This window comes from Sphingomonas sp. PEI4 (assembly GCF_056679955.1).
In genome coordinates this window covers 991484-1014890 of the sequence record NZ_CM155258.1, presented here as the reverse complement: position 1 = coordinate 1014890, position 23407 = coordinate 991484, and the positions used below count along the sequence as shown (strand labels likewise).

Sequence of the window (23407 nt, the reverse complement as noted above, 5' to 3'; positions counted from 1 at the left end):
GGGGGCGGCATTGCCCTTACATGGCGATCACGCGGCGCTACAGGAGGGCACTCTACTGAGCGCTTCCTACCTAGTCGCCGCAGTCTGTCCGAACAGCGTCTTCTTCGCCTCGTCCGTCATCGGCACGCTGCTGTCGTTGACCGCCTTGCCTTTCTCGTAGGCGGCGATCGTCGCCGGTCGCGCCGCGATCGCTTCGAACCAGCGCTTCAAATTGCGGAAATCCTCCAGCCGCTGCCCCTGCGCCTCATACGGTACGATCCAGGGATACGCCGCCATGTCCGCGATCGAATAGTCGCCTGCGATGAAGTCCCGGCCCGCAAGTCGCCGATCGAGCACGCCGTACAAACGGTTGGTTTCCTTCACGTATCGATCGATCGCGTACGGAATCTTCTCCGGCGCATAGCGGTTGAAATGATGGTTCTGGCCGAGCATCGGCCCAAGTCCGCCCATCTGCCACATCAGCCACTGGTTCACGTCCGTCCGGCCGCGCAAATCCCCGCCACCGAATCGCCCGGTCTTCTCGGCCAGATACAGCAGGATCGCGCCCGATTCGAAGATCGCGATCGGCTCGCCGCCGTCGCTCGGCGCATGATCGACGATTGTAGGCATCCGGTTGTTCGGCGCGATCTTCAGGAAGTCAGGCGCGAACTGTTCGCCCTTGCCGATGTTGACCGGCTTGATCGTGTAATCGAGCCCGGCTTCCTCGAGAAACAGCGTGATCTTGTGGCCGTTCGGCGTGGGCCAGTAAAACAGGTCGATCATCGGAATGCTCCAGCGATTGTGTCGCTTCGCAGATGGGACGGGGGCCGTGGACGGCAAGCCAGGCGCGACTGAAGGAGTCCGCCGGCGGACGCGGCAAAGCAAAATACGCTTTGCAACGCCGCGAATCTATGCGAGGGGAGCCGCATACCCGGTATTCAGATTGCCCGGACGTTTCGTTTCATAGCTGATGCGGAAACGAGCCCGGCCACGACGTTGGAGAGGGGATAAGGCGGAAGAGCGACCCGAACGAGGACGCATCTTCCGCCGTCCTTCTCACGAACCCCCTACTACCTGCAAAAGCCGCAAGACTTTGCCTTTCCGCGTTGATTCGGTTTGTCGCCCTTGGGCGCTCGGCTCGTCGCAAGTCGGCGCGAAAGTCAGCTTTAGCTTGTCTGGTACGCTCTCCATGCCCTAGCGTAAACGCAGTTTAGACTTCGAGGTATTGTCGATGGCTTCAGCGTATCAGTCCCATCCCGAGATCGCCGACGCCTTGGCGATGAAGCGACGGGGCCTGACGCTGGCCCTGCTCACCTTCACCTATTTCTTCAGCTACATGGACCGCCAGATCCTCGCGATCCTGCTTGAGCGGATCAAGGCGGACCTGCTGCTGACCGATACGCAGCTCGGATTGCTGTCGGGACTCGTGTTCGCGATCTTCTACGCGACGCTGGGTATTCCGGTGGCGCGGCTGGCGGATCGGACAAGTCGCCGCAACATCATCGCCGCCAGCCTGACGATCTGGAGTGCGATGACCGCGCTATGCGGGCTCGCGCAGAACTTCACGCAACTGATGCTGTTCCGGATCGGCGTCGGCATCGGCGAGGCGGGGTCGAGCCCGCCCAGCCATTCGATCATCGCCGACCTGTATCCGCCCGAGAAACGCGCGAGCGCGATGGCGGTGTATTCGCTCGGCGTGGTGCTAGGCGCGGGGTTCGGCACGCTGATCGGCGGCGTCGTCGCGCATAGCTATGGCTGGCGGATCGCAATGATGACCGTGGGCCTGCCGGGTATCGTGCTCGCCGTCCTCGTCCGCCTGTTCATGGTCGAGCCCCGTCGCGGCCTGTCCGATGCGACGCGCGCGGTGGCGACGCCGATGCCGAGCGTCGCGCAAGGGTTCGCGTCGATGTGGGCAAGTGCGCCGGCGCGGCATCTGGTGGTCGGTGTTACGCTGACCTCGATGATCGGTTACGCGCTGACCGGCTGGGGCCCGAGCTATATCCAGCGGTCGCTCGGCATCTCGATGCTCGACATCTCGCGCTACATCGCGCTGCCGGGGGCGCTGTTCGGCGCGATCTCGGCGCTGGCTGGCGGCAAGATCGCGGACGTGCTTGCCAAGCGCCATGGGCTGCATGTCCAGGCCTGGGTGGTGCTGGCGATGAAGGGGCTGTCGCTGCCGTTCGCACTCGCCTTCTACTTGATCGATGTGCCGGCGATCGCGATCGGCAGCTATTTCGTGTCGCTGATCTTCGCGAACTCGTATCTCGGGCCAAGCTTCGCGCTGATCCAGCACCTCGCGCCGTTGCAGATCCGGGCGATGTGGGCGGCGATCACGTTGCTGGTGATCAATCTGGTCGGGCTGGGACTGGGGCCGACGATGGTCGGCTGGCTGAGCGACTTGCTAAAGCCCGGCTTCGGCGAAGATTCGCTGCGCTATGCGCTGATCATCATCGTGCTGATGACGCCCTGGGCGCTGTTCCACTATTGGCGCGCGGGCGTTTTGCTGAAGCGCGCGGAGGATTTGGCTAGGTAACGCGCACCCTCCTCCGTCATCCTGACGAAAGTCAGGGCCCAGAGTTACGAACGCCGTACCTTGCAATCCTGGATCCTGACTTTCGTCAGGATGACGGGGTGGGGGCGTTGACGATCCCCACGCGACCGCGGGATGATTGATGGGATACTGCTTGGCCAAGCTATGCGTTAGGCCCACCCGCCAGCATCCACGCCAGCGCCGATTTCCGATCGCCGAACACCGCCATGTCGTCGCGCACCGACGCGATCCGCTTCACCTGCAACCGCGCGAGCTTCCCGTCGGTATAGAGCGCCACCTTGCGGGATTTCAGCGGCATCGTCACGGCGACCCGCTGCAGCATCGTGATCACCTCCTGGGGTTGGATCGCGGCCCGCGTGAAATCGCACAGCAGCATGTGCCGCTTGCCGGTCGCCAGCACGCGGCGCGCCTCGCGATTAAGATCCCGCAGGAAGTCTTCGACATGCGCGAGCGTCCAGAACCCCGATGCTTCGACTTCGATGATCCCTGACCCGAGATCCGTGGTGATACTATGCATGCCGCCTCCGTTCGGAGGTCGCATCGGGTGAGGCCGATTAATGCAAGGTAAGGAAACCGTAACGGATGCGATCGCAACCGATTGCGGTTAGGCCTTCGCCATCCGATCATCGAACAGCCCGTACATCAGCGTCGAGGCGTACATCGCGATTGCTCGTTCGCGCGGCATGGTCGACGCCCATTTACGCATGTCGAACGCGGCGTTCTGCAGCGCCATCAACGCCTGCGCCGCGATCAGCGCATCGACTGCGCGAATCGAGCCTTCGCCGATCCCGTCCATCATCATGCCGGCATAGCGACGCGCAATGCCGTTCGAGCGGTCGACCATCGCGTTGCGGACGCCGACCGGGAGACCGCTCAGTGCCGTGGTGCGCAACAATGGCCCGCGCTCGGCGAACTGGACGTCGAGCAGCGTCGCGACGGTGCTCGACAGCTTGTGCCAGTAGCTGCCGCCTTCGGTCTCGCCACGGCTCTGCGCATCGGCGATGGTGTCGAAGCTGCGGCGGTAGCACGCGATGACGAGGTCGTCCTTCGCGTCGAGATGATGGTAGAAGCTGCCCTTGGTCACGTTCAGTTCGGACGCGATCTTCTGCACCGATGCGCCGCGATAGCCGAGCTCGTTGATCAGGCGGGTGGCGGCCAGCAGGAACGCCTCGCGCCCGGGCTCCGCCTCGTCATGGCTGAGATCGAGCAGGGTAGGGGACCATTTTGCGTTCTTGCTCGCGATGCCGTGTGCGAACACGTCCATCAGCCGTTCCTCGACGCGACCATATTGATCGGGCTCGTACCGCGTCAGCCAGATCGGCAGCCAGAACGTGTTCTCCAACAGCACGTGCGCGCGCGCGCCGTTGAGATCGGTCTGCGCGCGTGATGAGGTCGGCCCCCACAACAGGCGCGTGCGGCGGAACACCTCACGCCAGCCCGCCATCAGCCGACCGCGCATCGGCTCCTCGGTCGCACGCAGATCGGAGAGGACCGCGAACGCCTTCTCCTCGCCGCGCTGAATCCGCCCGAGCCGCGCCATGTTGAGCCCGAGATAGCGCCGCACGCGCTCTTCGGGTGAGGATTCTTCCGCCGCGACGTCAAGCATCGCGATCAGCGACTCGAGCGTGTTCTCGAACGCCGCCGCCGCGAGGTCTTCCTTGCGCTTGAAATAATAGGTAACGCTGGTGGTGTTGAGCCCGACGCGCCGCGCCACGTCCGCGAACGTCATGCCCTTGGCACTTTGTTCGTTGATCGCCTCTGCCGCTGCGGCGAGGATCGCGTCCCGCTTCGCACGGAAGCGCTTCGTGCCCTGTTCGCTCTCGTCGCTGACGTCTGCCGGAACCTTCATCGAAACACCCTATCACCTTCGATTTGAAGATACAGTGCTTTTTAGGCGCTTTCAGGGCGGACTTAAAATCGGTCTTTCGGGAGGCCTTCGGACGCTTTACCGAATACGCGGTATGGTCTAACCCGCCGAAAACGCGATGACGAACGGAGAGCCCGCATGGATTTCACGCTGAGCGAACGAGAGACGTATTTCCGGGATCGGGTCCGGGATTTCATCGACCAGAATATCCGTCCGCGCCAGGCGGATTACGACGCGCAGGCGCATGAGGGCGAGCGCTGGAAGGTGATTCCGGTGATCGAGGAGATGAAGGAGAAGGCCAAGGCGGCTGGGCTCTGGAATTTCTTCATGCCGCCGCATTCGGGTCAGACGCATGTCGACGATTCGTTCGAGTTCGAAGGCACGCAGCTCACCAATCTCGAATATGCGTTATGTGCGGAGGAGATGGGCAAGGTCGGTTGGGCGAGCGAATGCTTCAACTGTTCGGCGCCCGATACCGGTAACATGGAGGTGTTCCACCGCTATGGCACGCGCGCACAGAAGGAGGCGTATCTCGGCCCGCTGATGCGCGGCAAGATACGCTCGGCGTTCCTGATGACCGAGCCGGCGGTGGCGTCGTCGGATGCGACCAACATCGAGACGTCGATGGTGCGGGACGGCGATCACTACGTCATCAACGGCACGAAATGGTGGTCGTCGGGCGTCGGCGATCCGCGCTGCAAGATCGCGATCGTCATGGGCAAGACGAGCTTCGAAGGTTCGCGGCACCAGCAGCAGAGTCAAATCCTGGTGCCGATGGACACGCCCGGCGTGACGATCAAGCGGATGTTGTCGGTGTACGGCTATGACCACGCGCCGCACGGGCATGGCGAGGTCGTGCTGGAGAACGTCCGTGTTCCGGTCGAGAACGTGCTGCTCGGCGAGGGGCGCGGGTTCGAGATCGCGCAGGGGCGGCTTGGGCCAGGCCGTATCCATCACTGCATGCGGACGATCGGCGTTGCGGAAACTGCGATCGAGGCGATGGCACGACGGCTGCTTACCCGCGTTGCGTTCGGGAAGCGGATCGCGGACTTTTCGGTGTGGGAGGAGCGGATCGCGACTGCGCGGATCGACATCGAGATGACTCGTTTGCTCTGCCTCAAGGCGGCGGACATGATGGACAAGGCGGGCAACAAATCCGCGCAGATCGAGATCTCGATGATCAAGGTGGCGGCGCCGAACATGGCGTTGCGCATCCTGGACGACGCGATCCAGGCGCATGGTGGCGGGGGGGTCTCGGGTGATTTCCGGCTAGCGCACGACTGGGCGGCGATGCGGACCTTGCGGTTCGCGGATGGTCCGGATGAAGTCCACAACCGCTCGATCGCGCGCAACGAGTTCGGGAAGTATGGGGATTTTCGCAAAGGTGGCGTGTCGAGCGGAGATATTGGGGTCAGCCGGTAAACTCACCCACCCCCCGTTCGTCCTGAGAGAAGTCGAAGGACCATTATCTCCCCCAGTCCGTCACCCCAGCGAAAGCTGGGGTATCCCTCTTGGCTGACGCCGCGACCCGGAACGGGGAGATCCCAGCTTTCGCTGGGATGACGGGCTGAGTTGGAACGCGCTGATACCCATACGAAAGGCAGACATGAAAGCCGCAGTCCTTTTCGAAGCCAACACCCCGCTCAGCATCGAAGACGTGACCGTCTCGAAGCCGACGGCCCACGAGGTTCTGATCCGCACGGTGGCGGTCGGCGTGTGCCGGTCCGACCTGCATTTCGTCGACGGCGCCTACCCGCACGCGATGCCGACGATCCCGGGGCACGAGGCCTGCGGTGTGGTCGAGGCGGTCGGCGAGGAAGTGCGCGGCGTGAAGGTCGGCGACCATGTCGTGACCTGTCTCTCGGCATTCTGCGGCCAATGCGAGTTCTGCGTCACTGGGCGGATGTCACTGTGCATCGACGCCAGCGTGCGCCGTCCGAAGGGTGCCGCACCACGTCTCATGCTCGGCGACCGGCCGATCGCGCAGATGCTCAACCTCAGCGCCTATGCCGAAATGATGCTCGTACACGAACATGCCTGCGTCGCGATCGACCGCGACATGCCGATGGACCGTGCGGCCTTGCTTGGCTGCGCGATCACGACGGGGGCAGGGGCGGTGTTCAACACCACGGACGTGACACCGGGAGAGACGGTGTGCGTGGTCGGCTGCGGCGGCATCGGCCTCGCGGCGGTGAACGCCGCCAAGATCGCGGGCGCGGGGAAGATCATCGCGCTCGATCCCGTCCCCGAAAAGCGCGCGATGGCGGAGAAGCTGGGCGCGACGCACAGCATCGACGCGCTGTCCGATACTGCCGCCGATCAGGTTGTCGAGATTACCAAGGGCGGCGTGCACCACGCGATCGAGGCGGTCGGCCGTGCGCAATCGGCGGCCACCGCGGTGAAGGTGCTGCGACGCGGCGGTACCGCTACGATCCTCGGGATGATGCCGCTTGGCGAAAAGGTCGGGCTGTCGGCGATGGACCTGCTCTCGGGCAAGCGCTTGCAGGGCGGTTTCATGGGATCCAACCGCTTTCCGGTCGACATACCGCGGCTGGTCGATTTCTACATGCGGGGGCTGCTCGATCTCGACACGATCATCGCCGATCGCATGCCGCTGGAGCGCATCAACGACGCGTTCGACGAACTCCGCCGCGGCGACACCACTCGCAGCGTGATCACGTTTTCGTGACGAGCGACGCAGCCACCAGCATGGTCGGCACGATCGCGGTTGGCGACAAGGACCGTCTCGACCTCGACAAGCTCGGCGCGTGGATGACCGCCAAGGTTCCGGGCTATGCCGGCCCGCTCACCTATGCGAAGTTCGCCGGGGGCCAATCGAACCCGACCTACCGTCTCGACACGCCCGATTGCGCCTATGTCCTGCGACGGAAACCGTTCGGCCCGATCCTGCCCAGCGCGCACGCCGTCGACCGTGAATATCGCGTGATCGCCGGTCTGCATCCGACGGGCTTCCCCGTCCCGCGTCCATACGGTCTGTGCGAAGACGCGGCCGTGATCGGATCGGCGTTCTACGTCATGGAGATGGTCGAGGGGCGGACGATCTGGGACGGATCGATGCCCGGCGCGACGCCGGCCGAACGTACCGCGCATTACGAGGCAATGATCGACACGCTCGCCGCGCTTCACAACACCGATTATGCGGCAGCCGGTCTTGGTGAGTACGGCAAACCTGGCAATTATTTCGAGCGCCAAGTCGGTCGCTGGACCAAGCAGTATCGCGCAGCCGAGACCGAGCACATGGAGTCGGTCGAGCGGTTGATCGAATGGCTCCCGCGGACGCTCCCCGAACAGACGCGGACCTCGATCGTCCACGGCGACTACCGCATCGACAACATGATCTTCGCGCCGACAGAACCCAAGGTGATCGCGGTGCTCGACTGGGAATTGTCGACACTCGGTGATCCGCTCGCGGACTTCTCGTATCTGCTGATGAGCTGGGTGACCGAACCCGAAGGTCGTTCCGGCGTACTCGGCATGACCGGCCCCGGCACCGGCATCCCGACGATCGAGCAGGTCGTCGCGCGCTATTGCACCGCCACAGGTCGCGACGGCGTCCCCGATCTCAACTGGTATTTCGCGTACAACCTCTTCCGCCTGACCGGCATCGTCCAGGGCATCAAGAAGCGCATCATCGATGGCACCGCCTCGAGCGCGCAGGCGGAGAAGACGGTTGCGAAGATCCACGGGTTGGCGGACGCGGCCTGGGGGTTCGCGGTGAAGGCGGGGGCCTGACTCATTCCCCTCCCGCAGGCGGGAGGGGCTAGGGGTGGGCTCGCGCTCACCATGTCGTACACCGTGTGTGGAAGGCCGGGCGCCCACCCCCGGCCCCTCCCGCATGCGGGAGGGGAGAAGCAAGAATGTCGCAGTTCGATCTTACGGGACACGTCGCGATCGTCACCGGGTCGTCGCGGGGGATCGGCCTCGCCTCCGCGCGGGAACTCGCCGAGCACGGGGCGAAAGTCGTTATCTCCAGCCGCAAGCAGGACGCCTGCGACACAGTCGCCGCTGAACTCAACGCCAGACACGGCGAAGGTACCGCGATCGCCATAGCCGCGAACATCTCCGACAAGGTAAGCCTCCAGCACCTCGTCGATGAGACCCGCACCCAGCTCGGCCGGATCGACGTCCTCGTCTGCAATGCCGCCTCGAACCCCTATTACGGTCCGCAGTCCGGCATCGCCGACGACCAGTTTCGGAAAATCCTCGACAACAACATCATCTCCAACCACTGGCTGATCCAGATGGTCGCGCCCGAGATGCTGGAGCGGCGCAGCGGCAGCATAATCATCATATCCTCGATCGGTGGCCTGCGCGGGTCGCCTGTGATCGGCGCCTACTGCATCAGCAAGGCCGCCGACATGCAGCTCGCGCGCAATCTCGCGGTCGAGTTCGGCCCGTCCAACGTCCGTGTGAACTGCATCGCACCCGGCCTCATCAAGACCGACTTTGCGCGAGCCTTGTGGGAAGACCCGCAGCGGATCGAGGCGGCGAACACCAGCGTGCCCCTACGCCGGATCGGCGAGCCCGAGGAGATCGCGGGCGCGGTCGTCTTCCTCGCGTCGTCCGCGAGCAATTTCATGACCGGCCAGACGATGGTCATCGACGGCGGGGTAACGATCTAACCGAAGGACCATGCGATGCGCTTTACGGACAAATCCATCATCGTCACCGGCGCAGGCTCCGGCATAGGCCGCGCCGCCGCGCTCCTGTTCGCAGCAGAAGGGGGCAAGGTCATCGTCGCAGACAAGACGGAAGGCGCCGACGAGACCGCGCACCTTATCGTGCAGGCCGGCGGCACGGCCAATGCGATCCGCATCGACGCGGGGATCGAAGAGGACGTGATCCGCACCGTCGCGCTCGCCTGCGACAGTTTCGGCGGGCTCGACGTGATGTTCGCCAATGCGGGTATCTCCGGCGGCATGGCGAACCTGTTCGATACCGACGTCGCGCTCATCACCGAGGTGTTGCGCGTCAACCTGATCGGCCCGTTCCTCGCGATCAAGCACGCCGCACCGCGCATTGCCGAGCGGGGAAAGGGCGCAATCGTCCTCACCGCCAGCGTCGCCGGCATCCGATCGGGCGCCGGCTCGCCCGCCTATTCCGCCTCGAAGGCCGGCGTCATAAATCTTGCCGCGGTCTCGGCCCAGCAACTCACCGGCTCGAACGTCCGTGTCAACGCGATCTGCCCCGGCCTCACCGAAACCGGGATGACCAAGCCCGTCTTCGATTACGCGCGCGAGGCGAACAAGATGGACCGCGTGGGCCGGCTCAACCCCCTCCACCGCGGCGCGCAGCCCGAAGAACTGGCCAAGGTCGCGCTGTTCCTCGCCTCCGACGACGCCAGCTACGTCAACGGCCAGGCGATCGCTGTCGATGGCGGTCTCTCGTCGAGCCACCCGGTCACGCGGCAGGAATACGGCAAGACCGCTGCCTGACTTGCGGTCGTAATGTACAGACGGCACGATGCGCCAAAATACGCCACGATACAGAGGAACGCATGTGACGAGGCTGGTTCGATCCGTCCTGTCGATACTGCCGGCCGTCACGGTCGCTGCAGCAGCACAAGTTCCGCCGCCCATCATCAGCGTTCCGTTTCCTCATGCCGGGCCCAGTATCGGGCCCAGTATCGGGTCCAGCATCGGGCCGAGCGCCGGACAGATGTTCATCACCTGGACGACGCAGGACGTCCGTTGCGCGGGGATCCCGGTGGAATTTGCTCGACCGCCCGGCGTGATGCCCGCGCTCGGGTGGTCGATGCCCGACAACGCCATGAAACCGGTCGCGTACCGGTTTACGATCGATCCGACCGGTCGTCCGCTCGACATCAAGCGTATCGCGAAGGGGTATGTGGTTGCGGGTGAGGACCTGACCCCGGCGCTTGCGGTAAGCCAGTTCGCGCCCGGTGCCACGCGGAGCGATTGCAGCCTGACTTTCGTACCCGCGCCACAACCTGTCGCTGCCGCACCGGTGGCGTCGGTGATGGCCTATACGATGTTCCCTCAGCAAAGGCCGACGGCAGAGATGTGGGCGCGCGTGAAGCCGGCGGGATCGACCTGCTACGATCCGGCGCCGCAGGTTCGCAACCGTGCGTTTCCGGACTTCGACGCGATCCCGAGACAACCCGGCCGGCCGAGTTGGAGCATGATCGGCTTCGATATCGACGATACCGGCAAGCCGATTCGCCTGAAGCCGGTGGCGGGGAACGGCAACGCGGCGCTGGAAGCGGCGTCGATGGCCGCCATTGCGGAGTCACGGTTCGCGGCAAGCGCCCGGGCCGGGTGCCAATATCCGTATTGGGTAGGCTCCGCGACGATGCCGGCCCCGCCGATGCCGGAGGAAGCCAGCTTCCGTGGAGCGAAGGCGACCTGTCCGTCCAAGGCGGAGTGGGCGGTCGAGCCGGGACTCACCTATCCCGAGCAGTTCAGGCGCCGCGCGGTCGAGGGATGGGCCGTGATCGGCTACGACGTGGCCCCATGGGGCCAGACGGGGAATGTCCGCGTGCTCGCGGCGCAACCTGCCGAGGAGTTCGGCGAGCAGGCGGTACGGCTGCTGTCGATGGCCAAGCGCGTGCCGTCCGCGAGCGGCTATGGCGGCTGCGTCGACCGGGTGAAGTTTCGGATGGGGCCGACCGTGCGCAAGCCCGGTGCGCCGCCCGTCATGTTCGATCCACCGCAACCCGCGTATTAAGCGACCGCGAAGTTACGCCTGGTCCGCTTGCGTAACGACTGTGCGGGGAGCATTTGCACCCTGCGGGCGTTGAGCGTCCGACCCCATAAAGGAGAAACCCCATGGCTTTCGAACTCCCACCGCTGCCGTATGCCTATGACGCGCTCGAGCCGGTGATCGACCAGGAGACGATGAAGTTTCATCATGACAAGCATCACGCGGCCTACACGGCCAAGCTGAACGAAGGCGTCGAGAAGGACTCCGCACTGGCAGGCAAGTCGATCGAGGACATCCTCGGCATGATCTCGTCGCAGCCGCCGCTGGTGCGCAACAATGGCGGTGGTTTCTGGAACCACGATTTCTTCTGGAAGACGATGGCGGCCAAGAGCGGCCAGGCACCGTCGGGCAAGCTCGCCGAGGCGATCGATCGCGATTTCGGCAGCCTCGACAAGCTCAAGGAAGAGTTCAACACCAAGGGCGCGGGGCAGTTCGGCTCGGGCTGGGCGTGGCTGATCGCGGACGACAGCGGCAAGCTGAAGGTGACGAGCACGCCGAACCAGGACAATCCGCTGATGGACGACGCCAAGGAGCCCGGCACGCCGCTGCTGGGTAACGACGTGTGGGAGCACGCTTATTACCTGACGTACAAGAACGATCGTCCGGGCTATCTGAAGGCCTGGTGGGACATCGTGAACTGGGACGTCGTGGCCGAGCGTTACGCGAAGGTTGCTGGCTGAGGCCGCATTCCCCTCCCGCTTGCGGGAGGGGTTAGGGGAGGGGGCGACGTAAATACTGGCGTCCGGCTTGTTTGGTCAGGCCCTCCCCCGACCCCTCCCGTGAACGGGAGGGGAGCAGTAGAATTACCCTTCGGGCGGCAGGTCAGTCACGGCTTTGTCGCCCGTTTGCAATCCATGCTTCAGCAGCATCGGAATGTTGGCGAACGCGAAGATCAGCGTCAGCGGGATCGCACCCCACAGCTTGAAGCCGACCCAGAAATCCCAGGTCGTGTTGCGCCACACCGCTTCGTTCAGCACCGCCATAAAGACGAAGAAGACCGCCCAGTTGCGCGTCAGCTTGCCCCAGCCATCGGCGGAGAGGCCGGGATAGGCGGTGCCGAGCAGCGACTGGAGCAGCGGCCGCCCGGTGAGGAGCCCGAACGTCAGGATGGCGGCGAACATCGCGTAGATGATCGTCGGTTTCATCTGGATGAAGCGCTGGTCGTGGAAATAGATCGTAAGCCCGCCGAACACGACGATCAGCGCGCCCGACAGCCACAGCATCGGCGAGATATGGCCTGTCTTGAGCTTCGACACGATCATTGCGGCGATGGTGGCGATGATGAACGCGGTGGTGGCGGCGACGACGCGGACGATCGGCAGACCGGGCGTGAGAAAATTCACCGCGAAGAAGATCGCGAGCGGGCCGTAATCGACCGCCATGCGAAGGCCGGGGGATAGGGGGGGCTTGGTCACTGGGTTATCCACGAAATACGGTGAGATGCCGTTCGTCCTGAGCGTAGTCGAAGGACATTGCCACAAGCTGACCAGTCCTTCGACTTCGCTCAGGACGAGCGGGATAGGGGCGTTCGCAGCTTTGCGGGCATGTACCTCGATACAGGCTCTCTACAAGCTCGATCTTACTCGGCACGAACGGGGTGGGGGCGTATGGCATTGTTCTCCCGCGAAAGCGGGAGCCCAAGGTCAAGCATGATACCGCTTGTGGCTCCTGGACCCCCGCTTTCGCGGGGGGACGGGGGGATTACTTCCGCACGCTTTCCACCCCGGCGATGATCCGGCTGACCTCGTTCGCATCGAACGGCCGCAGGTCGGTCATGCCCTCGCCGATCCCGATCGCGTGGATAGGCAGGCCGTATTTCTCCGCCGCCGCGACAAGCACGCCGCCACGCGCCGTTCCATCGAGCTTGGTCATCACAAGGCCGGTGACGCCCGCGACCTCCTTGAAGACTTCGATCTGCTGGAGCGCGTTCTGGCCGGTGGTCGCGTCGAGCACCAGGACGATGTCGTGCGGGCTTTCGGGGTTGATGCGGCCCAGCACGCGGCGGATCTTGGCCAGTTCGTCCATCAGTTCGCGCTTGTTCTGGAGGCGGCCCGCGGTGTCGACGATGAGCACGTCGATGCCGGTCTCGGTCGCCTTCTTGACCGCGTCCCACACCACGCCGGCCGCGTCGCCGCCCTCGGGACCGGTCACGATCGGCACGCCGACGCGCTCGGCCCAGGTGCGGAGCTGGCCGATCGCAGCCGCACGGAACGTGTCGCCGGCGGCCAGCATCACGCCGTAATCCTGCTCCATCAGCAGATGCGCGAGCTTGGCGATGGTGGTGGTCTTGCCCGATCCGTTCACGCCGATGACGAGGATCACCTGCGGGCGCGGGAAGGCGTCGATCTCTATCGGCTTGGCGACCGTGGCGAGCACCTTCTCGACCTCCTCCGCGACGATCACGCGGATGCCGAGCTCCTCCATGTTGCGCTCGAAACTGCCCTCGGCGAGACGGTGGCGGATGCGGCCGGCGGTCTCGGGCCCCAGATCCGACGCGATCAGCGCTTCCTCGATGTCGTCCAGCGTCGCGTTGTCGAGCCGCGCGCCGCCGAGGCCGGCTAGGTTGCCGACCAGCCGGTCGGAGGTGCGCTTGAAGCCGCCGATCAGCTTGTCGTGCCAGGTTGGGGTGGTGCTCATGATGATTCTCGTGTTGCGCTGAGGCGGTCGTCGGTGACCCCGGTGATAGTGATGCGGACGATTTCGCCCGGTAGTCCTGGTTCGTCCAGTGCGACTTCGGCGAAGCTCCCGATATGGCCGCGGTCGCCGGGCCGTTCGACGAGCAGATCCTGCGACGTTCCTACCAGTGTTTGGAGCCAGTTCGCTCTTGCCGTTTCGCCGGCTTGGCGGAGTAGGGCGGCGCGTTGGCGGCGGACTACGGGTTCGACCTGCGGCATCCGCGCGGCGGGCGTACCTGCGCGAGGCGAGTAGGGGAAGATATGCGGGTGGACGATCTGGCAGTCGTCGATCAGCGCGAGCGTGTTGGCGAACATCGCCGCGTCCTCGGTCGGGAAGCCGGCGATCAGGTCCGCGCCGATCGCGATGTCGGGGCGGGCGGACTTGAGGTGGTCGACCAGCGCTACGCTTTCCGCGCGCGAATGGCGGCGCTTCATGCGCTTGAGGATCATGTCGTCGCCGGCCTGGAGCGAGAGATGGACGTGCGGCATGATGCGTGCCTCCGTCGTGAGCAGTGCAAAAAGGCGGTCGTCGATCTCGATGCCGTCGAGCGAGGAAAGGCGCAGGCGTTCGAGCTTCGGCACGTGGTGCAGGATGCGTTCGACGAGATGGCCGAGCGTCGGTGCGCCGGGAAGGTCGGGACCGTAGCTGGTAAGGTCGACGCCGGTGAGGACGATCTCTCGGTGGCCTGCGTCGACCAGGCCGGCAATCCGGTCGACGACTGCGCCGGCGGGGACCGAGCGGCTCGGGCCGCGGCCGAAGGGGATCGCGCAGAAGGTGCAGCGATGGTCGCAGCCGTTCTGGACTTCGACGAAGGCGCGGGCGTGCGCGGAGAAGCTGGCGGCGAGATGGGGCGCGGCTTCTCGGACCTGCATGATGTCGGAGACGAGTACGGCGTCGTCGGACTTCCAGGCTTGCGGCGTGAGCTTGTCGGCATTGCCGATGACGCGATCGACCTCGGGCATGGCGGCAAAGCTCGCCGGATCGATCTGCGCGGCGCATCCGGTAACGACGATTTGTGCCTGGGGGCGGTCGCGTTTGGCGCGGCGGATCGCGACGCGCGTCGCTTTCACGGCGGCGTTGGTGACCGCGCAACTGTTGACCACGACCATGTCCCGCCCAGCGACGAGCGCGCGGATGGTCTCGCTTTCGGCGATGTTGAGGCGGCAGCCGAGGCTGATCACCTCTGGCTGCGGGGCAGATGGCATGGGGCGCGATTTAGGAGGGGCGGGGGGCGAAGTCCACGCTTTGCGGTTTGTCGTGGTCGGAATGCCTGCCTGCCCACCGCCGTTCTCCCGCGAACGCAGGAGCCCTAGGGTATCAGACGGAGCGCTGCTTGGTCCTGGGCTCCCGCCTTCGCGGGAGAACAGATTGGGGAGCGGCCGTCCACCCAACACCACCCCGGCGGAGGCCCGGGCCCAGTTGGGAGAAGATTATGGTGAAGGACGGGTGCGTTGTTACTGCAACTTCTTCAACTGGGCCCCGGCCTCCGCCGGGGTCGCGTTTGGTGGGTGGAGCTTACCCCGCCAACCGCGGCGCAATCCCGCGCGGCGGCGGCGCGTCGCGGTCCGGGCGCTGCGCCAGCAAGCGTTTCTCCGCCAGCAACCGCCGGACCTGCGCCGCGCCCAGCGGTCGCCCGTACAGATACCCCTGGCCCTTCGCGCAGCCAATCGCGCACAGGCGTTCCTCGATCGCAGCGTCCTCGATCCCCTCCGCGGTCGTCGGCAGGTTGAGGCTGTCGCCCAGCCGCACGATCGTGTTGACGATCGCCATGCTCTCGGGATTGTCGAGAATCGAGGTGACGAAGCTCTTGTCGATCTTGATCCGGTCGAACGGCAACGCCCTCAGATGCGCCAAGCTCGAATAGCCCGTACCGAAATCGTCGAGCGCAAGGCAGATGCCCTGGTTCTTGAGGCTGCCGACGATTGACTGCGCGAGCGGGAGATTGTCGAACAGCGCGCTCTCGGTGATCTCGATCTCCAGGCGACTGGCGGGGAAACCGGTTTCGACCAGCGTCTTGATGATCTTCTGCGCGAGCCAGGCGTCGCGCAACTGCAGTGGCGAGACGTTGACCGACAGGGTAAGGCTGGCGTCCCAGTCGCGTGCGGCCGTAAAAGCCTGGCGCATGATCGACAGCGAGAGGTCGCCGATCAGACCGATCTCCTCCGCGATCGGGATGAACACATCGGGCGCGATGGTGCCTCGCGTCGGGTGTTCCCAGCGCGCGAGCACCTCGAAGCCGGTGATGCGGCCAGTGGTAAGGTCGACCTGTTGCTCGAAATAGGGAACGACCTCGTGCGCGGGGATCGCGTTGCGCAGGCCTGCTTCGAGTTCGCCGCGCAGTTGCAGCGATCTCTCCATCGATCGGTCGAACCAGGTGTGGCGTCCGCGCCCGGCGGTCTTGGCGGCGTGGAGCGCGATATCGGCATTGCGCAACAGCGCGTCGACCGAGGCGCAGTCGGCGTCGGAGCGCGCGATGCCGATCGACACGCTCATATGGATGTCGACGCCGTTGGTGTTGAACGGGAGCGCGAGGCCGGCGACCATGCGCTCGGCGATCCGGTCGGCGACGTTCTTATGTGCGGAATCGAAGACGAAGGTGCAGGCGAATTCATCCGCACCAAGCCGTGCGAGCAGGCTGGCACCAGGCGCGATCGCTGCGATCGTCTCGGCGACATGGCCGAGCAGCAGGTCGCCGACCGCATAGCCGTGCAGGTCGTTGACGCTTTTGAAATGGTCGATATCGATCGTCAGCATGGCCATCGCCTTGCCGCGGCGGCGGGCGCTGGCGAACAACGTCGCGCCGTCTTCGGACAGGCTGCGGCGATTGAGCAATCCGGTCAGCGGATCGCAATGCGCCAGCGCCTGGGCGCGGTGGCCGGCATCTGTGAGATCGCTCAGTTCCTCGGCAAGCGCGCGGTACCGAAACCAGCCGAACAGGATCAGCGCGACGTTGAGCAGCATCGTTGCGATCAGCGTACGGTCGACCACCGCCTCGCTGCCCTGCAGATGCGCCACTGCCCTCATGAAGACCGTGCCGCCGGTGCCGATGAACAGCAGGATCGCGGCGCCGGTAATGGCGCCGGTCATGAATTCCCGACTGATGTTGCGGGGCGAGCGCGTCGCCACCGGCTTTGCGGTCATGGAGGTGTCCTTGATTGGTCCGGGGTGTGCCATGCGAGAGGTGTAGGAGGTGTTAAGGCGGCGTGGCCGCGGGGCAGGACGTGGCCGATACGCGATTGGTTGCGCACGTCCGTCATGCCGGGCTCGTTCCGGCATCTACCATTCCGCGTGCTCGCCGATCATCGATCGCGTGGAACGGTGGACCCGGAACACATCCGGGGTGACGGTAGGGATGGGAAAGGCGCTGTCACTGGTCTTGCATCCCGAACCCGGTTCCAGTAGTGGACCCGCCACGTTCCGTTACGGAGCGCATAGGACGAGCATCCAAGGATGCACGCTGGCCGGCGAGGTTTCGCCCGCCGGCGCTTTTGCGTTTGGTGACGGTGTATGGGAGTATTGCGATGTTCGAAAGCCTGAGCGATCGACTTGGCGGCGTATTCGACCGCCTTCGCGGCCGGGGTGCGCTGACCGAAGCGGACGTGCGCGCGGCGATGCGCGAGGTGCGCGTCGCGCTGCTCGAAGCCGATGTCGCGCTGCCCGTCGCACGCGAGTTCGTCGAGAAGGCGACCGAGAAGGCGATCGGCCAGAACGTCCTGCGCTCGGTCACGCCGGGGCAACAGGTCGTCAAGATCGTCAGCGATGCGCTGGTCGAGATGCTCGGTTCGGATGCCGTGGAGCTGGAGCTGGGCGTCACCCCGCCAGCCGTCATCATGATGGTCGGCCTTCAGGGGTCGGGCAAGACGACCACCACCGCCAAGATCGCCAAGCGGCTGGCGGCGGGGCAGGCCAATTTCGGACAGGCCGGTCGCGAGCGCAAGAAGGTGCTGATGGCGTCGCTCGACGTCAATCGCCCGAATGCGCAGGAGCAGCTGGCGACGCTCGGTACGCAGATCGACGTCGCGACGCTGCCGATCGTACAGGGGCAGCAGCCGGTCGATATCGCGCGGCGTGCGATGCAGGCGGCCAAGCTCCAGGGCTATGACGTCCTGATGCTCGACACCGCGGGTCGACTGCATGTCGATCAGGCGTTGATGGACGAGATGAAGGCGGTCGCCGACGTCGCGAACCCAGCCGAGATCCTGCTGGTCGTCGACTCGTTGACCGGCCAGGACGCGGTCAACGTTGCGCAGAACTTCTCGGATCAGGTGCCGCTGACGGGTATCGTGCTGACCCGCATGGACGGCGATGCGCGCGGTGGCGCGGCGCTGTCGATGCGTGCGGTCACCGGCAAGCCGATCAAGTTTGCGGGCACTGGCGAGAAGCTCGACGCGCTCGAGGCGTTCCATCCCGAGCGTGTCGCCGGCCGTATCCTCGGCATGGGCGACGTCGTCAGCCTGGTCGAGCGCGCGGCTGAGTCGATCCAGGTCGAAGACGCCGAGCGGATGGCTGCCAAGATGGCCAAGGGTCAGTTCGACATGAACGACCTGCGCGCCCAGCTGGCGCAGATGCAGCGGATGGGCGGGCTCGGCGCGCTGGCGGGGATGATCCCCGGCATGAAGAAGGCGCAGGGCGCAGTCGCGTCGGTCGGTGGCGAAAAAGTGCTGGTGCACATGGACGCGATGATCGGTTCGATGACGATCAAGGAGCGCAACAAGCCCGAACTGATCAACGCCAAGCGCAAGATCCGCATCGCCAAGGGCTCCGGGACGACCGTCCAGGAGGTCAACAAGCTGCTCAAGATGCACCTCGAAATGTCGACCGCCATGAAGAAGATCAAGAAGATGGGCGGCATGAAGGGCATGATGGCGATGCTCGGCAAGGGCGGCCTTGGTGGCGGCCTTGGCGGGATCGGCAATGCGATCGGCGGGCCGCAGATGGGCGACATGCTCAACAAGGCCGGGGCCGGTGGCCTGCCGGGCGGCTCGTCCGGCGGCGGACTTCCGGGGCTTGGTGGCCCCAAGATGCCGCAGATGCCTGCCGGTTTCGAAGATTTTCTGAAGAAGAAATAACGAACCCCATCCCCACCGCCATCCCAGCGAAAGCTGGGATCTCCCGGTGAGAGTGCGGACCCTGACAACCACAAGACCCCAGCTTTCGTTGGGGTGACGTTTAGATCTAGAAGGAAAATATCATGGCAATCAACATTCGCCTCGCGCGCGGTGGCTCCAAGAAGCGTCCGTATTACAAGATCGTCGTTGCCGATGCGCGCTCGCCGCGTGATGGCCGCTTCATCGAGAAGATCGGCAACTACAACCCGCTCCTCGCCAAGGACAACGAGCAGCGCGTGCAGCTCGACGCCGACCGCGCGAAGCATTGGCTGAGCGTCGGCGCGCAGCCGACCGACCGCGTCGCGCGCTTCCTCGACCAGGCTGGCGTGCTCGAGCGTTCGGCACGCAACAACCCGAACAAGGGCAAGCCCGGCGAGAAGGCCACCGAGCGCGCTGAAGAGCGTGCGACCAAGGCGGCTGAAGCTGCCGAGGCCGCTGCCGCAGCGAGCGCAGCGCCTGCAACCGGAAGCAACGAAGAGACCGAGCAGGTCGTCGCTGCCGAAGTCGAAGACGCAACGAGCGCTTCGTAAGATACGGGGGCGGGGCTTGGTCGCTCCGCCCTTTGCCCGTCATGCCGGGCTCGTTCCGGCATCCACGCTTCCGCGCATTCGAGAGATTTGGATACGCGGAACGGTGGACCCCTGAACAAGCCCGGGGTGACGGAGGTGTGGGAGGCAACTTCCGCTCCATCCTACGGTGCGCAACCGCACCCGATCGGTCGTTCGTGCGTTCTCTGTCGGTAACCCCGACATGGAGCGCACGATGGCCCCCGAATCCGACCCCCGCACAGCCCCCGCACCCGAGGACATCGAAGATGCCACCAACAAAGGCGTCTCCGCCGAAGACCCCGCCGAAGGATCCGACGACACCCCCGGTCCAGACCAGGGCTCAGCGCAAGGCTGATGTCACGCTCGCGGTCGTCATAGGTGCGCACGGCATCGGTGGCGAAGTGCGGCTGAAGGTTTTCGCCGAGAATTTCGGGAGCTATAAGAGCTTCAACAACGGCGCGCTGTCGCTGAAATCCGCCCGCAACGGCAACAACGGCACGATCGCGCGCTTCGCCGAAGTCGTCGATCGCAATGCTGCCGAGGCGATGCGCGGGACCGAACTGACGGTGCCGCGGTCGTCGTTGCCACCGCTGGAAGACGGTGAATATTATCACGCCGACCTGATGGGGCTCGATGTCGTCTCGACCGACGGTGAAGCGATCGGGCGTGTGGTCGCGATCGACAATTTCGGTGCGGGCGACGTGATCGAGATCGAACGCCTTCCTGTGGACGACAAGCCCGGCAAGCGCTTCATGGTACCGATGCGTGCCGAAGCGGTACCCGAATGGGACGCCGACCGTCTCGTAGTAGAGGCTTCGTTCGCCGCCGAGTAGGCGTACTCACCAGCACTTGCTTGTTCTCCCGCGAAGGCGGGAGCCCAGTCTGGGTCCCCGCCTTCGCGGGGAAACAAGTTGAGTAGCGACTACCGCCGCAACGGACGTTGCTCGGCGAGCATATTCCGGATCGTCGTGGCGGCGACCCCTGCCTCGCCCATCGCGTGGCTGATCTGGTCCAGGCCCTTCACCACGTCGCCCGCCGCGAACAGGCCGGGGATGGACGTGCGCTGGTGCGAGTCGACCTCCAGGCACCCATCCTCCGACGCGCTCGCCCCCGCGGCGACGGCAAGCTCCGAACGAATGACCGAGCCTAGCGCAGGATAGATGCTGTCGAACGAGAACCGCCCCTCAACCGTGTCCAGCGCAAGCCGGTCCCCCTCGATCGCGTAATTGCCGCAAGGCCCACTGACGCGGACGATCCCCGCATCGTCGAGCGCCGCCTCACACGCCGGATCGAGATCATGGCCACCCTCGGGCGCGATCAGCGTCACGTCCTTCGTATAGGCACGCAGGAACAGCGCCTCGCGCATGCCGTGGTCGCCGGTGCCGATGATGCCGACGCGCTTGTCGGTGACCTCATAGCCGTCGCAGATCGGGCAGTAGCGCAGCAACCCCGCCTCCAGCGCCTCGTCATGGACTGCGTCGGGCATGGCCGGACGGTTGTTCACGACTCCGGTGGCGAGCAGCACGCTCCGCGCCCGCGCGCGGCGATCGCCCAGCCGCACGGTGAACCCGTCGTCGTCCACCTCGATCGCATCGACCCGAGCACCCTCGCGGACCGCACCGTACGTCTCCGCCTGCGCCAGCATCCGCGCGAGCAGATCGGTGCCGCGGATACCGTCCGGATACCCCGCATGGTTATGCGTACACGGGATCAACGCGGCGCGGCTGCTCCCGCAATCGAACAGCCGGATCGAGAGGTGGAACCGCGCCAGATAGATGGCAGCGGTCAGCCCCGCCGGCCCCGCGCCGATGATGATGCAATCGTCCATCCGGCGCGAGCGTTTCGCAGCCGCAATTGTTCCTTACTCCATTCTGGTATATACGGCATGTGCATACGGAGGCTGGAATGGGTAAGGAATATCGCGCGAAGGTCTTCAAGTCCGGCAACTCGGTTGCGTTGCGTTTGCCAAAAGCGCTTGGAATTGCCGAGGGTGCGGAAATGACGGTGCGAGAGGACAGTGGCAAGTTCATCGTCGAGCCTTATTCACCTACGCCTCGGAAAATCGATCTGACGGGCATCTACGGCTCGATCCCCGGGCTTAAACTCATCGACCGCGAAGACCGGATCTTCGAACCCTCGCCGCGTCCGTGGGACGATCCGTCCTGGCCGGGCCGGTCTGACGAGCAGTGAAGTATCTGCTCGACACCAACATTTGCATCCTGTTGCTCGGCGGTAACGTTCCAGTCCTGCGAAATCGCGTCGAGCAATGCGACGAGGGCGAGCTGGGCATGTCGGCGATCGTCTTCGCCGAACTCGCGGTCGGCAGTTGGCAAGGCAAGCTGCCGCCGTTGCACGCGGTCGATGCATTCAGCCGATGGGTGCCGGTGCTTCCCTTCGACGAATTGTCGGCCCGGCTATATGCACAGTTGCCCTTCAGGCGTGGGAGTTTCGACCGGCTGATCGCAGCCCATGCCCTGTCGCTCGGACTGACCCTGATCACCAACAACGAGCGCGACTTCGCCGATGTGCCCGGCCTTCGCATAGAGAATTGGACGCTGTGACTTTCGCTGCCACGATATTGACGTTGTATCCGGAGATGTTTCCGGGGCCGCTGGGGACTTCGCTTGCGGGGCGGGCGCTGGGGGAGGGACGGTGGTCTTGTTCGCCGGTGCAGATCCGGGACTTTGCGACGGACAAGCACAAGTCGGTGGATGATACGCCGGCTGGGGGCGGGGCTGGGATGGTGCTCCGGGCCGATGTGGTGGCCTCTGCGATCGACAGCGTTGCGGACGGGCGGCCGGTGCTGGCCATGACGCCTCGGGGGAAGCCTCTTACCCAGGAGCGCGTTCGCGAGCTGGCCAGGGGGCCCGGCGTTACCATTCTCTGCGGGCGGTTCGAGGGGTTCGACGAGCGGTTGTTCGAGGCGCGGGAGATCGAGGAGGTTTCGATTGGCGATTACATCCTGTCGGGGGGCGAGATGGGGGCGCTGGTGCTGCTCGATGCTTGCATTCGGCTGCTGCCCGGCGTAATGGGCGCGGCTTCTAGTGGGGATGACGAGAGCTTCGAAACGGGGCTGCTCGAATATCCGCATTATACCCGACCTCAGGAATGGGAAGGGCGCACGATCCCGCAGGTGCTGCGATCGGGGGATCATGCGAAGATCGCTGCATGGCGCAAACGCCGCGCGGAGATCGATACACGGTCACGGCGACCGGACCTTTGGGAGCGCCATGAGGGTGCTCGGGTCCAGTCGCCCTCTGGCGCGCGGCGACACGAGGACGAGACATGAACCTGTTGCAGACGATCGAAGCCGAGAACATCGCGAAGTTCCTGGCCAACAAGACGATCCCCGATTTCCGCCCTGGCGATACGCTGAAGGTCGGCGTGAAGGTCGTCGAAGGCGAGCGCACGCGTATTCAGAACTACGAGGGCGTGTGCATCGCGCGCTCGAACAAGGGCATGGGCTCGAACTTCACCGTGCGTAAGATGAGCTTCGGCGAGGGCGTCGAGCGCGTCTTCCCGCTCTACTCGCCGAACGTCGATTCGATCGAAGTCGTCCGCAAGGGCGCCGTGCGTCGCGCCAAGCTGTATTACCTGCGTGGCCGCACCGGCAAGGCAGCGCGTATCGCCGAGCGCCGCGACATGCGCCCCGCAAAGGGCACCGCAGCCGCCGAGTAATCGGAGACTGTTTGGGTTGAAGAAGGGCGCGGGGGCGATGGTCCCCGCGCCCTTTTTCGTTGTGCGCGCGGTGGGGGCTGGTTGGAGCGGCAAGGTATTGGAAGCGCTACTGTTTAACCGCAACTCGCGTTTATGCTGCAGCACGGAAGTATAGGAAGTATAGACGCTGGGGAGCATTTTCGCCGCGGCGGTGGCGCGGGGATGTGGGGGCGGTGTCGAGGTGAAGGGGGCGTGCGCGGGCATCCGGTGACGGTGC

General features: G+C 64.9%; 24 protein-coding genes. 15 read left to right on the top strand and 9 right to left on the bottom strand.

Features of this window, described 5'->3' with window-relative positions:
* Positions 1-66: 66 nt before the first annotated feature.
* Positions 67-762 (bottom strand): glutathione binding-like protein, encoded by a 696-nt coding sequence (locus AC1MLZ_RS04435; protein ID WP_480960637.1) that lies wholly within the window; start codon positions 760-762, stop codon positions 67-69.
* Positions 763-1210: 448 nt separating this feature from the next.
* Here AC1MLZ_RS04435 and AC1MLZ_RS04430 point away from each other — a divergent pair, with 448 nt between their 5' ends.
* The gene (locus AC1MLZ_RS04430; RefSeq protein ID WP_480960636.1) at positions 1211-2512 is read left to right on the top strand and encodes a spinster family MFS transporter; all 1302 of its coding nucleotides are present in this window, start codon (positions 1211-1213) and stop codon (positions 2510-2512) included.
* A gap of 160 nt (positions 2513-2672) precedes the next feature.
* Here AC1MLZ_RS04430 and AC1MLZ_RS04425 read toward each other — a convergent pair whose 3' ends face one another.
* Both AC1MLZ_RS04425 and AC1MLZ_RS04420 read right to left on the bottom strand, forming a co-directional pair.
* Positions 2673-3047: a hypothetical protein gene (locus AC1MLZ_RS04425; RefSeq protein WP_480960635.1), complete on the bottom strand. Its 375-nt coding sequence runs from the start codon at positions 3045-3047 to the stop codon at positions 2673-2675.
* Between the two features lie 87 nt (positions 3048-3134).
* On the bottom strand, positions 3135-4379 hold the full coding sequence (locus tag AC1MLZ_RS04420) for a TetR/AcrR family transcriptional regulator (protein ID WP_480960634.1): 1245 nt from the start codon (positions 4377-4379) through the stop codon (positions 3135-3137).
* A gap of 156 nt (positions 4380-4535) precedes the next feature.
* On the opposite strand from AC1MLZ_RS04420, the gene AC1MLZ_RS04415 reads away from it, so the two are divergent.
* The 5 genes from AC1MLZ_RS04415 to AC1MLZ_RS04395 all read left to right on the top strand — a co-directional run bounded on the left by AC1MLZ_RS04415 (position 4536) and on the right by AC1MLZ_RS04395 (position 9853).
* Positions 4536-5819 (top strand): acyl-CoA dehydrogenase family protein, encoded by a 1284-nt coding sequence (locus AC1MLZ_RS04415; protein WP_480960633.1) that lies wholly within the window; start codon positions 4536-4538, stop codon positions 5817-5819.
* A gap of 184 nt (positions 5820-6003) precedes the next feature.
* On the top strand, positions 6004-7086 hold the full coding sequence (locus AC1MLZ_RS04410) for a Zn-dependent alcohol dehydrogenase (RefSeq protein WP_480960632.1): 1083 nt from the start codon (positions 6004-6006) through the stop codon (positions 7084-7086).
* 20 nt (positions 7087-7106) lie between these two features.
* The gene (locus AC1MLZ_RS04405) at positions 7107-8150 is read left to right on the top strand and encodes a phosphotransferase family protein (protein ID WP_480961464.1); all 1044 of its coding nucleotides are present in this window, start codon (positions 7107-7109) and stop codon (positions 8148-8150) included.
* A 125-nt stretch (positions 8151-8275) separates the two neighbouring features.
* Positions 8276-9040: an SDR family oxidoreductase gene (locus AC1MLZ_RS04400; RefSeq protein WP_480960631.1), complete on the top strand. Its 765-nt coding sequence runs from the start codon at positions 8276-8278 to the stop codon at positions 9038-9040.
* A gap of 15 nt (positions 9041-9055) precedes the next feature.
* A complete protein-coding gene (locus tag AC1MLZ_RS04395) occupies positions 9056-9853 on the top strand; it encodes an SDR family NAD(P)-dependent oxidoreductase (protein ID WP_480960630.1) in 798 nt (265 codons plus the stop codon).
* Between the two features lie 162 nt (positions 9854-10015).
* Here AC1MLZ_RS04395 and AC1MLZ_RS04390 read toward each other — a convergent pair whose 3' ends face one another.
* The gene (locus tag AC1MLZ_RS04390) at positions 10016-10189 is read right to left on the bottom strand and encodes a hypothetical protein (protein ID WP_480960629.1); all 174 of its coding nucleotides are present in this window, start codon (positions 10187-10189) and stop codon (positions 10016-10018) included.
* Here AC1MLZ_RS04390 and AC1MLZ_RS04385 point away from each other — a divergent pair.
* The gene (locus AC1MLZ_RS04385) at positions 10188-11105 is read left to right on the top strand and encodes a TonB family protein (protein WP_480960628.1); all 918 of its coding nucleotides are present in this window, start codon (positions 10188-10190) and stop codon (positions 11103-11105) included. The two genes, AC1MLZ_RS04390 and AC1MLZ_RS04385, sit on opposite strands and share 2 nt — an antisense overlap.
* 101 nt (positions 11106-11206) lie before the next feature.
* Positions 11207-11821 (top strand): superoxide dismutase, encoded by a 615-nt coding sequence (locus AC1MLZ_RS04380; protein WP_480960627.1) that lies wholly within the window; start codon positions 11207-11209, stop codon positions 11819-11821.
* A gap of 123 nt (positions 11822-11944) precedes the next feature.
* Here the strand turns inward: AC1MLZ_RS04380 and AC1MLZ_RS04375 are convergent, their stop codons facing one another.
* From AC1MLZ_RS04375 to AC1MLZ_RS04360, 4 genes are all read right to left on the bottom strand, one after another.
* On the bottom strand, positions 11945-12523 hold the full coding sequence (locus AC1MLZ_RS04375; protein ID WP_480961463.1) for a septation protein A: 579 nt from the start codon (positions 12521-12523) through the stop codon (positions 11945-11947).
* 319 nt (positions 12524-12842) lie between these two features.
* Positions 12843-13778, bottom strand: a complete 936-nt coding sequence (gene ftsY / locus AC1MLZ_RS04370) for a signal recognition particle-docking protein FtsY (RefSeq protein WP_132740487.1) — start codon at positions 13776-13778, stop codon at positions 12843-12845.
* Positions 13775-15022: a tRNA (N(6)-L-threonylcarbamoyladenosine(37)-C(2))-methylthiotransferase MtaB gene (mtaB, locus tag AC1MLZ_RS04365; RefSeq protein WP_480960626.1), complete on the bottom strand. Its 1248-nt coding sequence runs from the start codon at positions 15020-15022 to the stop codon at positions 13775-13777. Before mtaB ends, ftsY begins: the two co-directional genes overlap by 4 nt.
* Positions 15023-15332: 310 nt before the next feature.
* Positions 15333-16958, bottom strand: a complete 1626-nt coding sequence (locus AC1MLZ_RS04360) for a putative bifunctional diguanylate cyclase/phosphodiesterase (RefSeq protein ID WP_480960625.1) — start codon at positions 16956-16958, stop codon at positions 15333-15335.
* A gap of 380 nt (positions 16959-17338) precedes the next feature.
* Between AC1MLZ_RS04360 and ffh the strand changes: the two genes are divergently transcribed.
* The 3 genes from ffh to rimM all read left to right on the top strand — a co-directional run bounded on the left by ffh (position 17339) and on the right by rimM (position 20306).
* Positions 17339-18886, top strand: a complete 1548-nt coding sequence (ffh, locus tag AC1MLZ_RS04355; RefSeq protein WP_480960624.1) for a signal recognition particle protein — start codon at positions 17339-17341, stop codon at positions 18884-18886.
* Positions 18887-19008: 122 nt separating this feature from the next.
* Positions 19009-19455 carry a 30S ribosomal protein S16 gene (rpsP, locus tag AC1MLZ_RS04350; RefSeq protein ID WP_480960623.1) on the top strand — a complete coding sequence of 149 codons (447 nt, stop codon included), beginning with the start codon at positions 19009-19011 and terminating at the stop codon, positions 19453-19455.
* Between the two features lie 284 nt (positions 19456-19739).
* On the top strand, positions 19740-20306 hold the full coding sequence (gene rimM, locus AC1MLZ_RS04345) for a ribosome maturation factor RimM (RefSeq protein WP_480960622.1): 567 nt from the start codon (positions 19740-19742) through the stop codon (positions 20304-20306).
* A gap of 89 nt (positions 20307-20395) precedes the next feature.
* Here rimM and AC1MLZ_RS04340 read toward each other — a convergent pair whose 3' ends face one another.
* Positions 20396-21301 carry an NAD(P)/FAD-dependent oxidoreductase gene (locus AC1MLZ_RS04340; protein ID WP_480960621.1) on the bottom strand — a complete coding sequence of 302 codons (906 nt, stop codon included), beginning with the start codon at positions 21299-21301 and terminating at the stop codon, positions 20396-20398.
* Positions 21302-21378: 77 nt separating this feature from the next.
* Between AC1MLZ_RS04340 and AC1MLZ_RS04335 the strand changes: the two genes are divergently transcribed.
* From AC1MLZ_RS04335 to rplS, 4 genes are read left to right on the top strand one after another with little or no spacing between them, the layout of a single operon-like run.
* On the top strand, positions 21379-21663 hold the full coding sequence (locus tag AC1MLZ_RS04335; protein ID WP_480960620.1) for an AbrB/MazE/SpoVT family DNA-binding domain-containing protein: 285 nt from the start codon (positions 21379-21381) through the stop codon (positions 21661-21663).
* Positions 21660-22034 carry a PIN domain-containing protein gene (locus AC1MLZ_RS04330; RefSeq protein ID WP_480960619.1) on the top strand — a complete coding sequence of 125 codons (375 nt, stop codon included), beginning with the start codon at positions 21660-21662 and terminating at the stop codon, positions 22032-22034. Before AC1MLZ_RS04335 ends, AC1MLZ_RS04330 begins: the two co-directional genes overlap by 4 nt.
* Positions 22031-22762, top strand: a complete 732-nt coding sequence (gene trmD, locus AC1MLZ_RS04325) for a tRNA (guanosine(37)-N1)-methyltransferase TrmD (RefSeq protein ID WP_480960618.1) — start codon at positions 22031-22033, stop codon at positions 22760-22762. The genes AC1MLZ_RS04330 and trmD overlap by 4 nt, the downstream gene beginning before the upstream one ends.
* Positions 22759-23151, top strand: a complete 393-nt coding sequence (gene rplS / locus AC1MLZ_RS04320; RefSeq protein WP_031395442.1) for a 50S ribosomal protein L19 — start codon at positions 22759-22761, stop codon at positions 23149-23151. The genes trmD and rplS overlap by 4 nt, the downstream gene beginning before the upstream one ends.
* Positions 23152-23407: the final 256 nt, after the last annotated feature.

Bases quoted from the DNA above. Each gene is read 5' to 3' on its own strand.
- AC1MLZ_RS04335 (WP_480960620.1), top strand. From the start codon at position 21,379: ATGGGTAAGGAATATCGCGCGAAGGTCTTCAAGTCCGGCAACTCGGTT.
- rplS (WP_031395442.1), top strand. From the start codon at position 22,759: ATGAACCTGTTGCAGACGATCGAAGCCGAGAACATCGCGAAGTTCCTG.
- AC1MLZ_RS04430 (WP_480960636.1), top strand. From the start codon at position 1,211: ATGGCTTCAGCGTATCAGTCCCATCCCGAGATCGCCGACGCCTTGGCG.
- mtaB (WP_480960626.1), bottom strand. From the start codon at position 15,022: ATGCCATCTGCCCCGCAGCCAGAGGTGATCAGCCTCGGCTGCCGCCTC.
- ftsY (WP_132740487.1), bottom strand. From the start codon at position 13,778: ATGAGCACCACCCCAACCTGGCACGACAAGCTGATCGGCGGCTTCAAG.
- AC1MLZ_RS04395 (WP_480960630.1), top strand. From the start codon at position 9,056: ATGCGCTTTACGGACAAATCCATCATCGTCACCGGCGCAGGCTCCGGC.
- AC1MLZ_RS04415 (WP_480960633.1), top strand. From the start codon at position 4,536: ATGGATTTCACGCTGAGCGAACGAGAGACGTATTTCCGGGATCGGGTC.
- AC1MLZ_RS04410 (WP_480960632.1), top strand. From the start codon at position 6,004: ATGAAAGCCGCAGTCCTTTTCGAAGCCAACACCCCGCTCAGCATCGAA.
- AC1MLZ_RS04380 (WP_480960627.1), top strand. From the start codon at position 11,207: ATGGCTTTCGAACTCCCACCGCTGCCGTATGCCTATGACGCGCTCGAG.
- AC1MLZ_RS04405 (WP_480961464.1), top strand. From the start codon at position 7,107: ATGGTCGGCACGATCGCGGTTGGCGACAAGGACCGTCTCGACCTCGAC.
- AC1MLZ_RS04375 (WP_480961463.1), bottom strand. From the start codon at position 12,523: ATGGCGGTCGATTACGGCCCGCTCGCGATCTTCTTCGCGGTGAATTTT.
- AC1MLZ_RS04420 (WP_480960634.1), bottom strand. From the start codon at position 4,379: ATGAAGGTTCCGGCAGACGTCAGCGACGAGAGCGAACAGGGCACGAAG.
- rpsP (WP_480960623.1), top strand. From the start codon at position 19,009: ATGGCAATCAACATTCGCCTCGCGCGCGGTGGCTCCAAGAAGCGTCCG.
- AC1MLZ_RS04385 (WP_480960628.1), top strand. From the start codon at position 10,188: ATGAAACCGGTCGCGTACCGGTTTACGATCGATCCGACCGGTCGTCCG.
- AC1MLZ_RS04360 (WP_480960625.1), bottom strand. From the start codon at position 16,958: ATGACCGCAAAGCCGGTGGCGACGCGCTCGCCCCGCAACATCAGTCGG.
- AC1MLZ_RS04435 (WP_480960637.1), bottom strand. From the start codon at position 762: ATGATCGACCTGTTTTACTGGCCCACGCCGAACGGCCACAAGATCACG.
- AC1MLZ_RS04390 (WP_480960629.1), bottom strand. From the start codon at position 10,189: ATGGCGTTGTCGGGCATCGACCACCCGAGCGCGGGCATCACGCCGGGC.
- AC1MLZ_RS04425 (WP_480960635.1), bottom strand. From the start codon at position 3,047: ATGCATAGTATCACCACGGATCTCGGGTCAGGGATCATCGAAGTCGAA.
- rimM (WP_480960622.1), top strand. From the start codon at position 19,740: ATGCCACCAACAAAGGCGTCTCCGCCGAAGACCCCGCCGAAGGATCCG.
- ffh (WP_480960624.1), top strand. From the start codon at position 17,339: ATGTTCGAAAGCCTGAGCGATCGACTTGGCGGCGTATTCGACCGCCTT.
- AC1MLZ_RS04340 (WP_480960621.1), bottom strand. From the start codon at position 21,301: ATGGACGATTGCATCATCATCGGCGCGGGGCCGGCGGGGCTGACCGCT.
- AC1MLZ_RS04400 (WP_480960631.1), top strand. From the start codon at position 8,276: ATGTCGCAGTTCGATCTTACGGGACACGTCGCGATCGTCACCGGGTCG.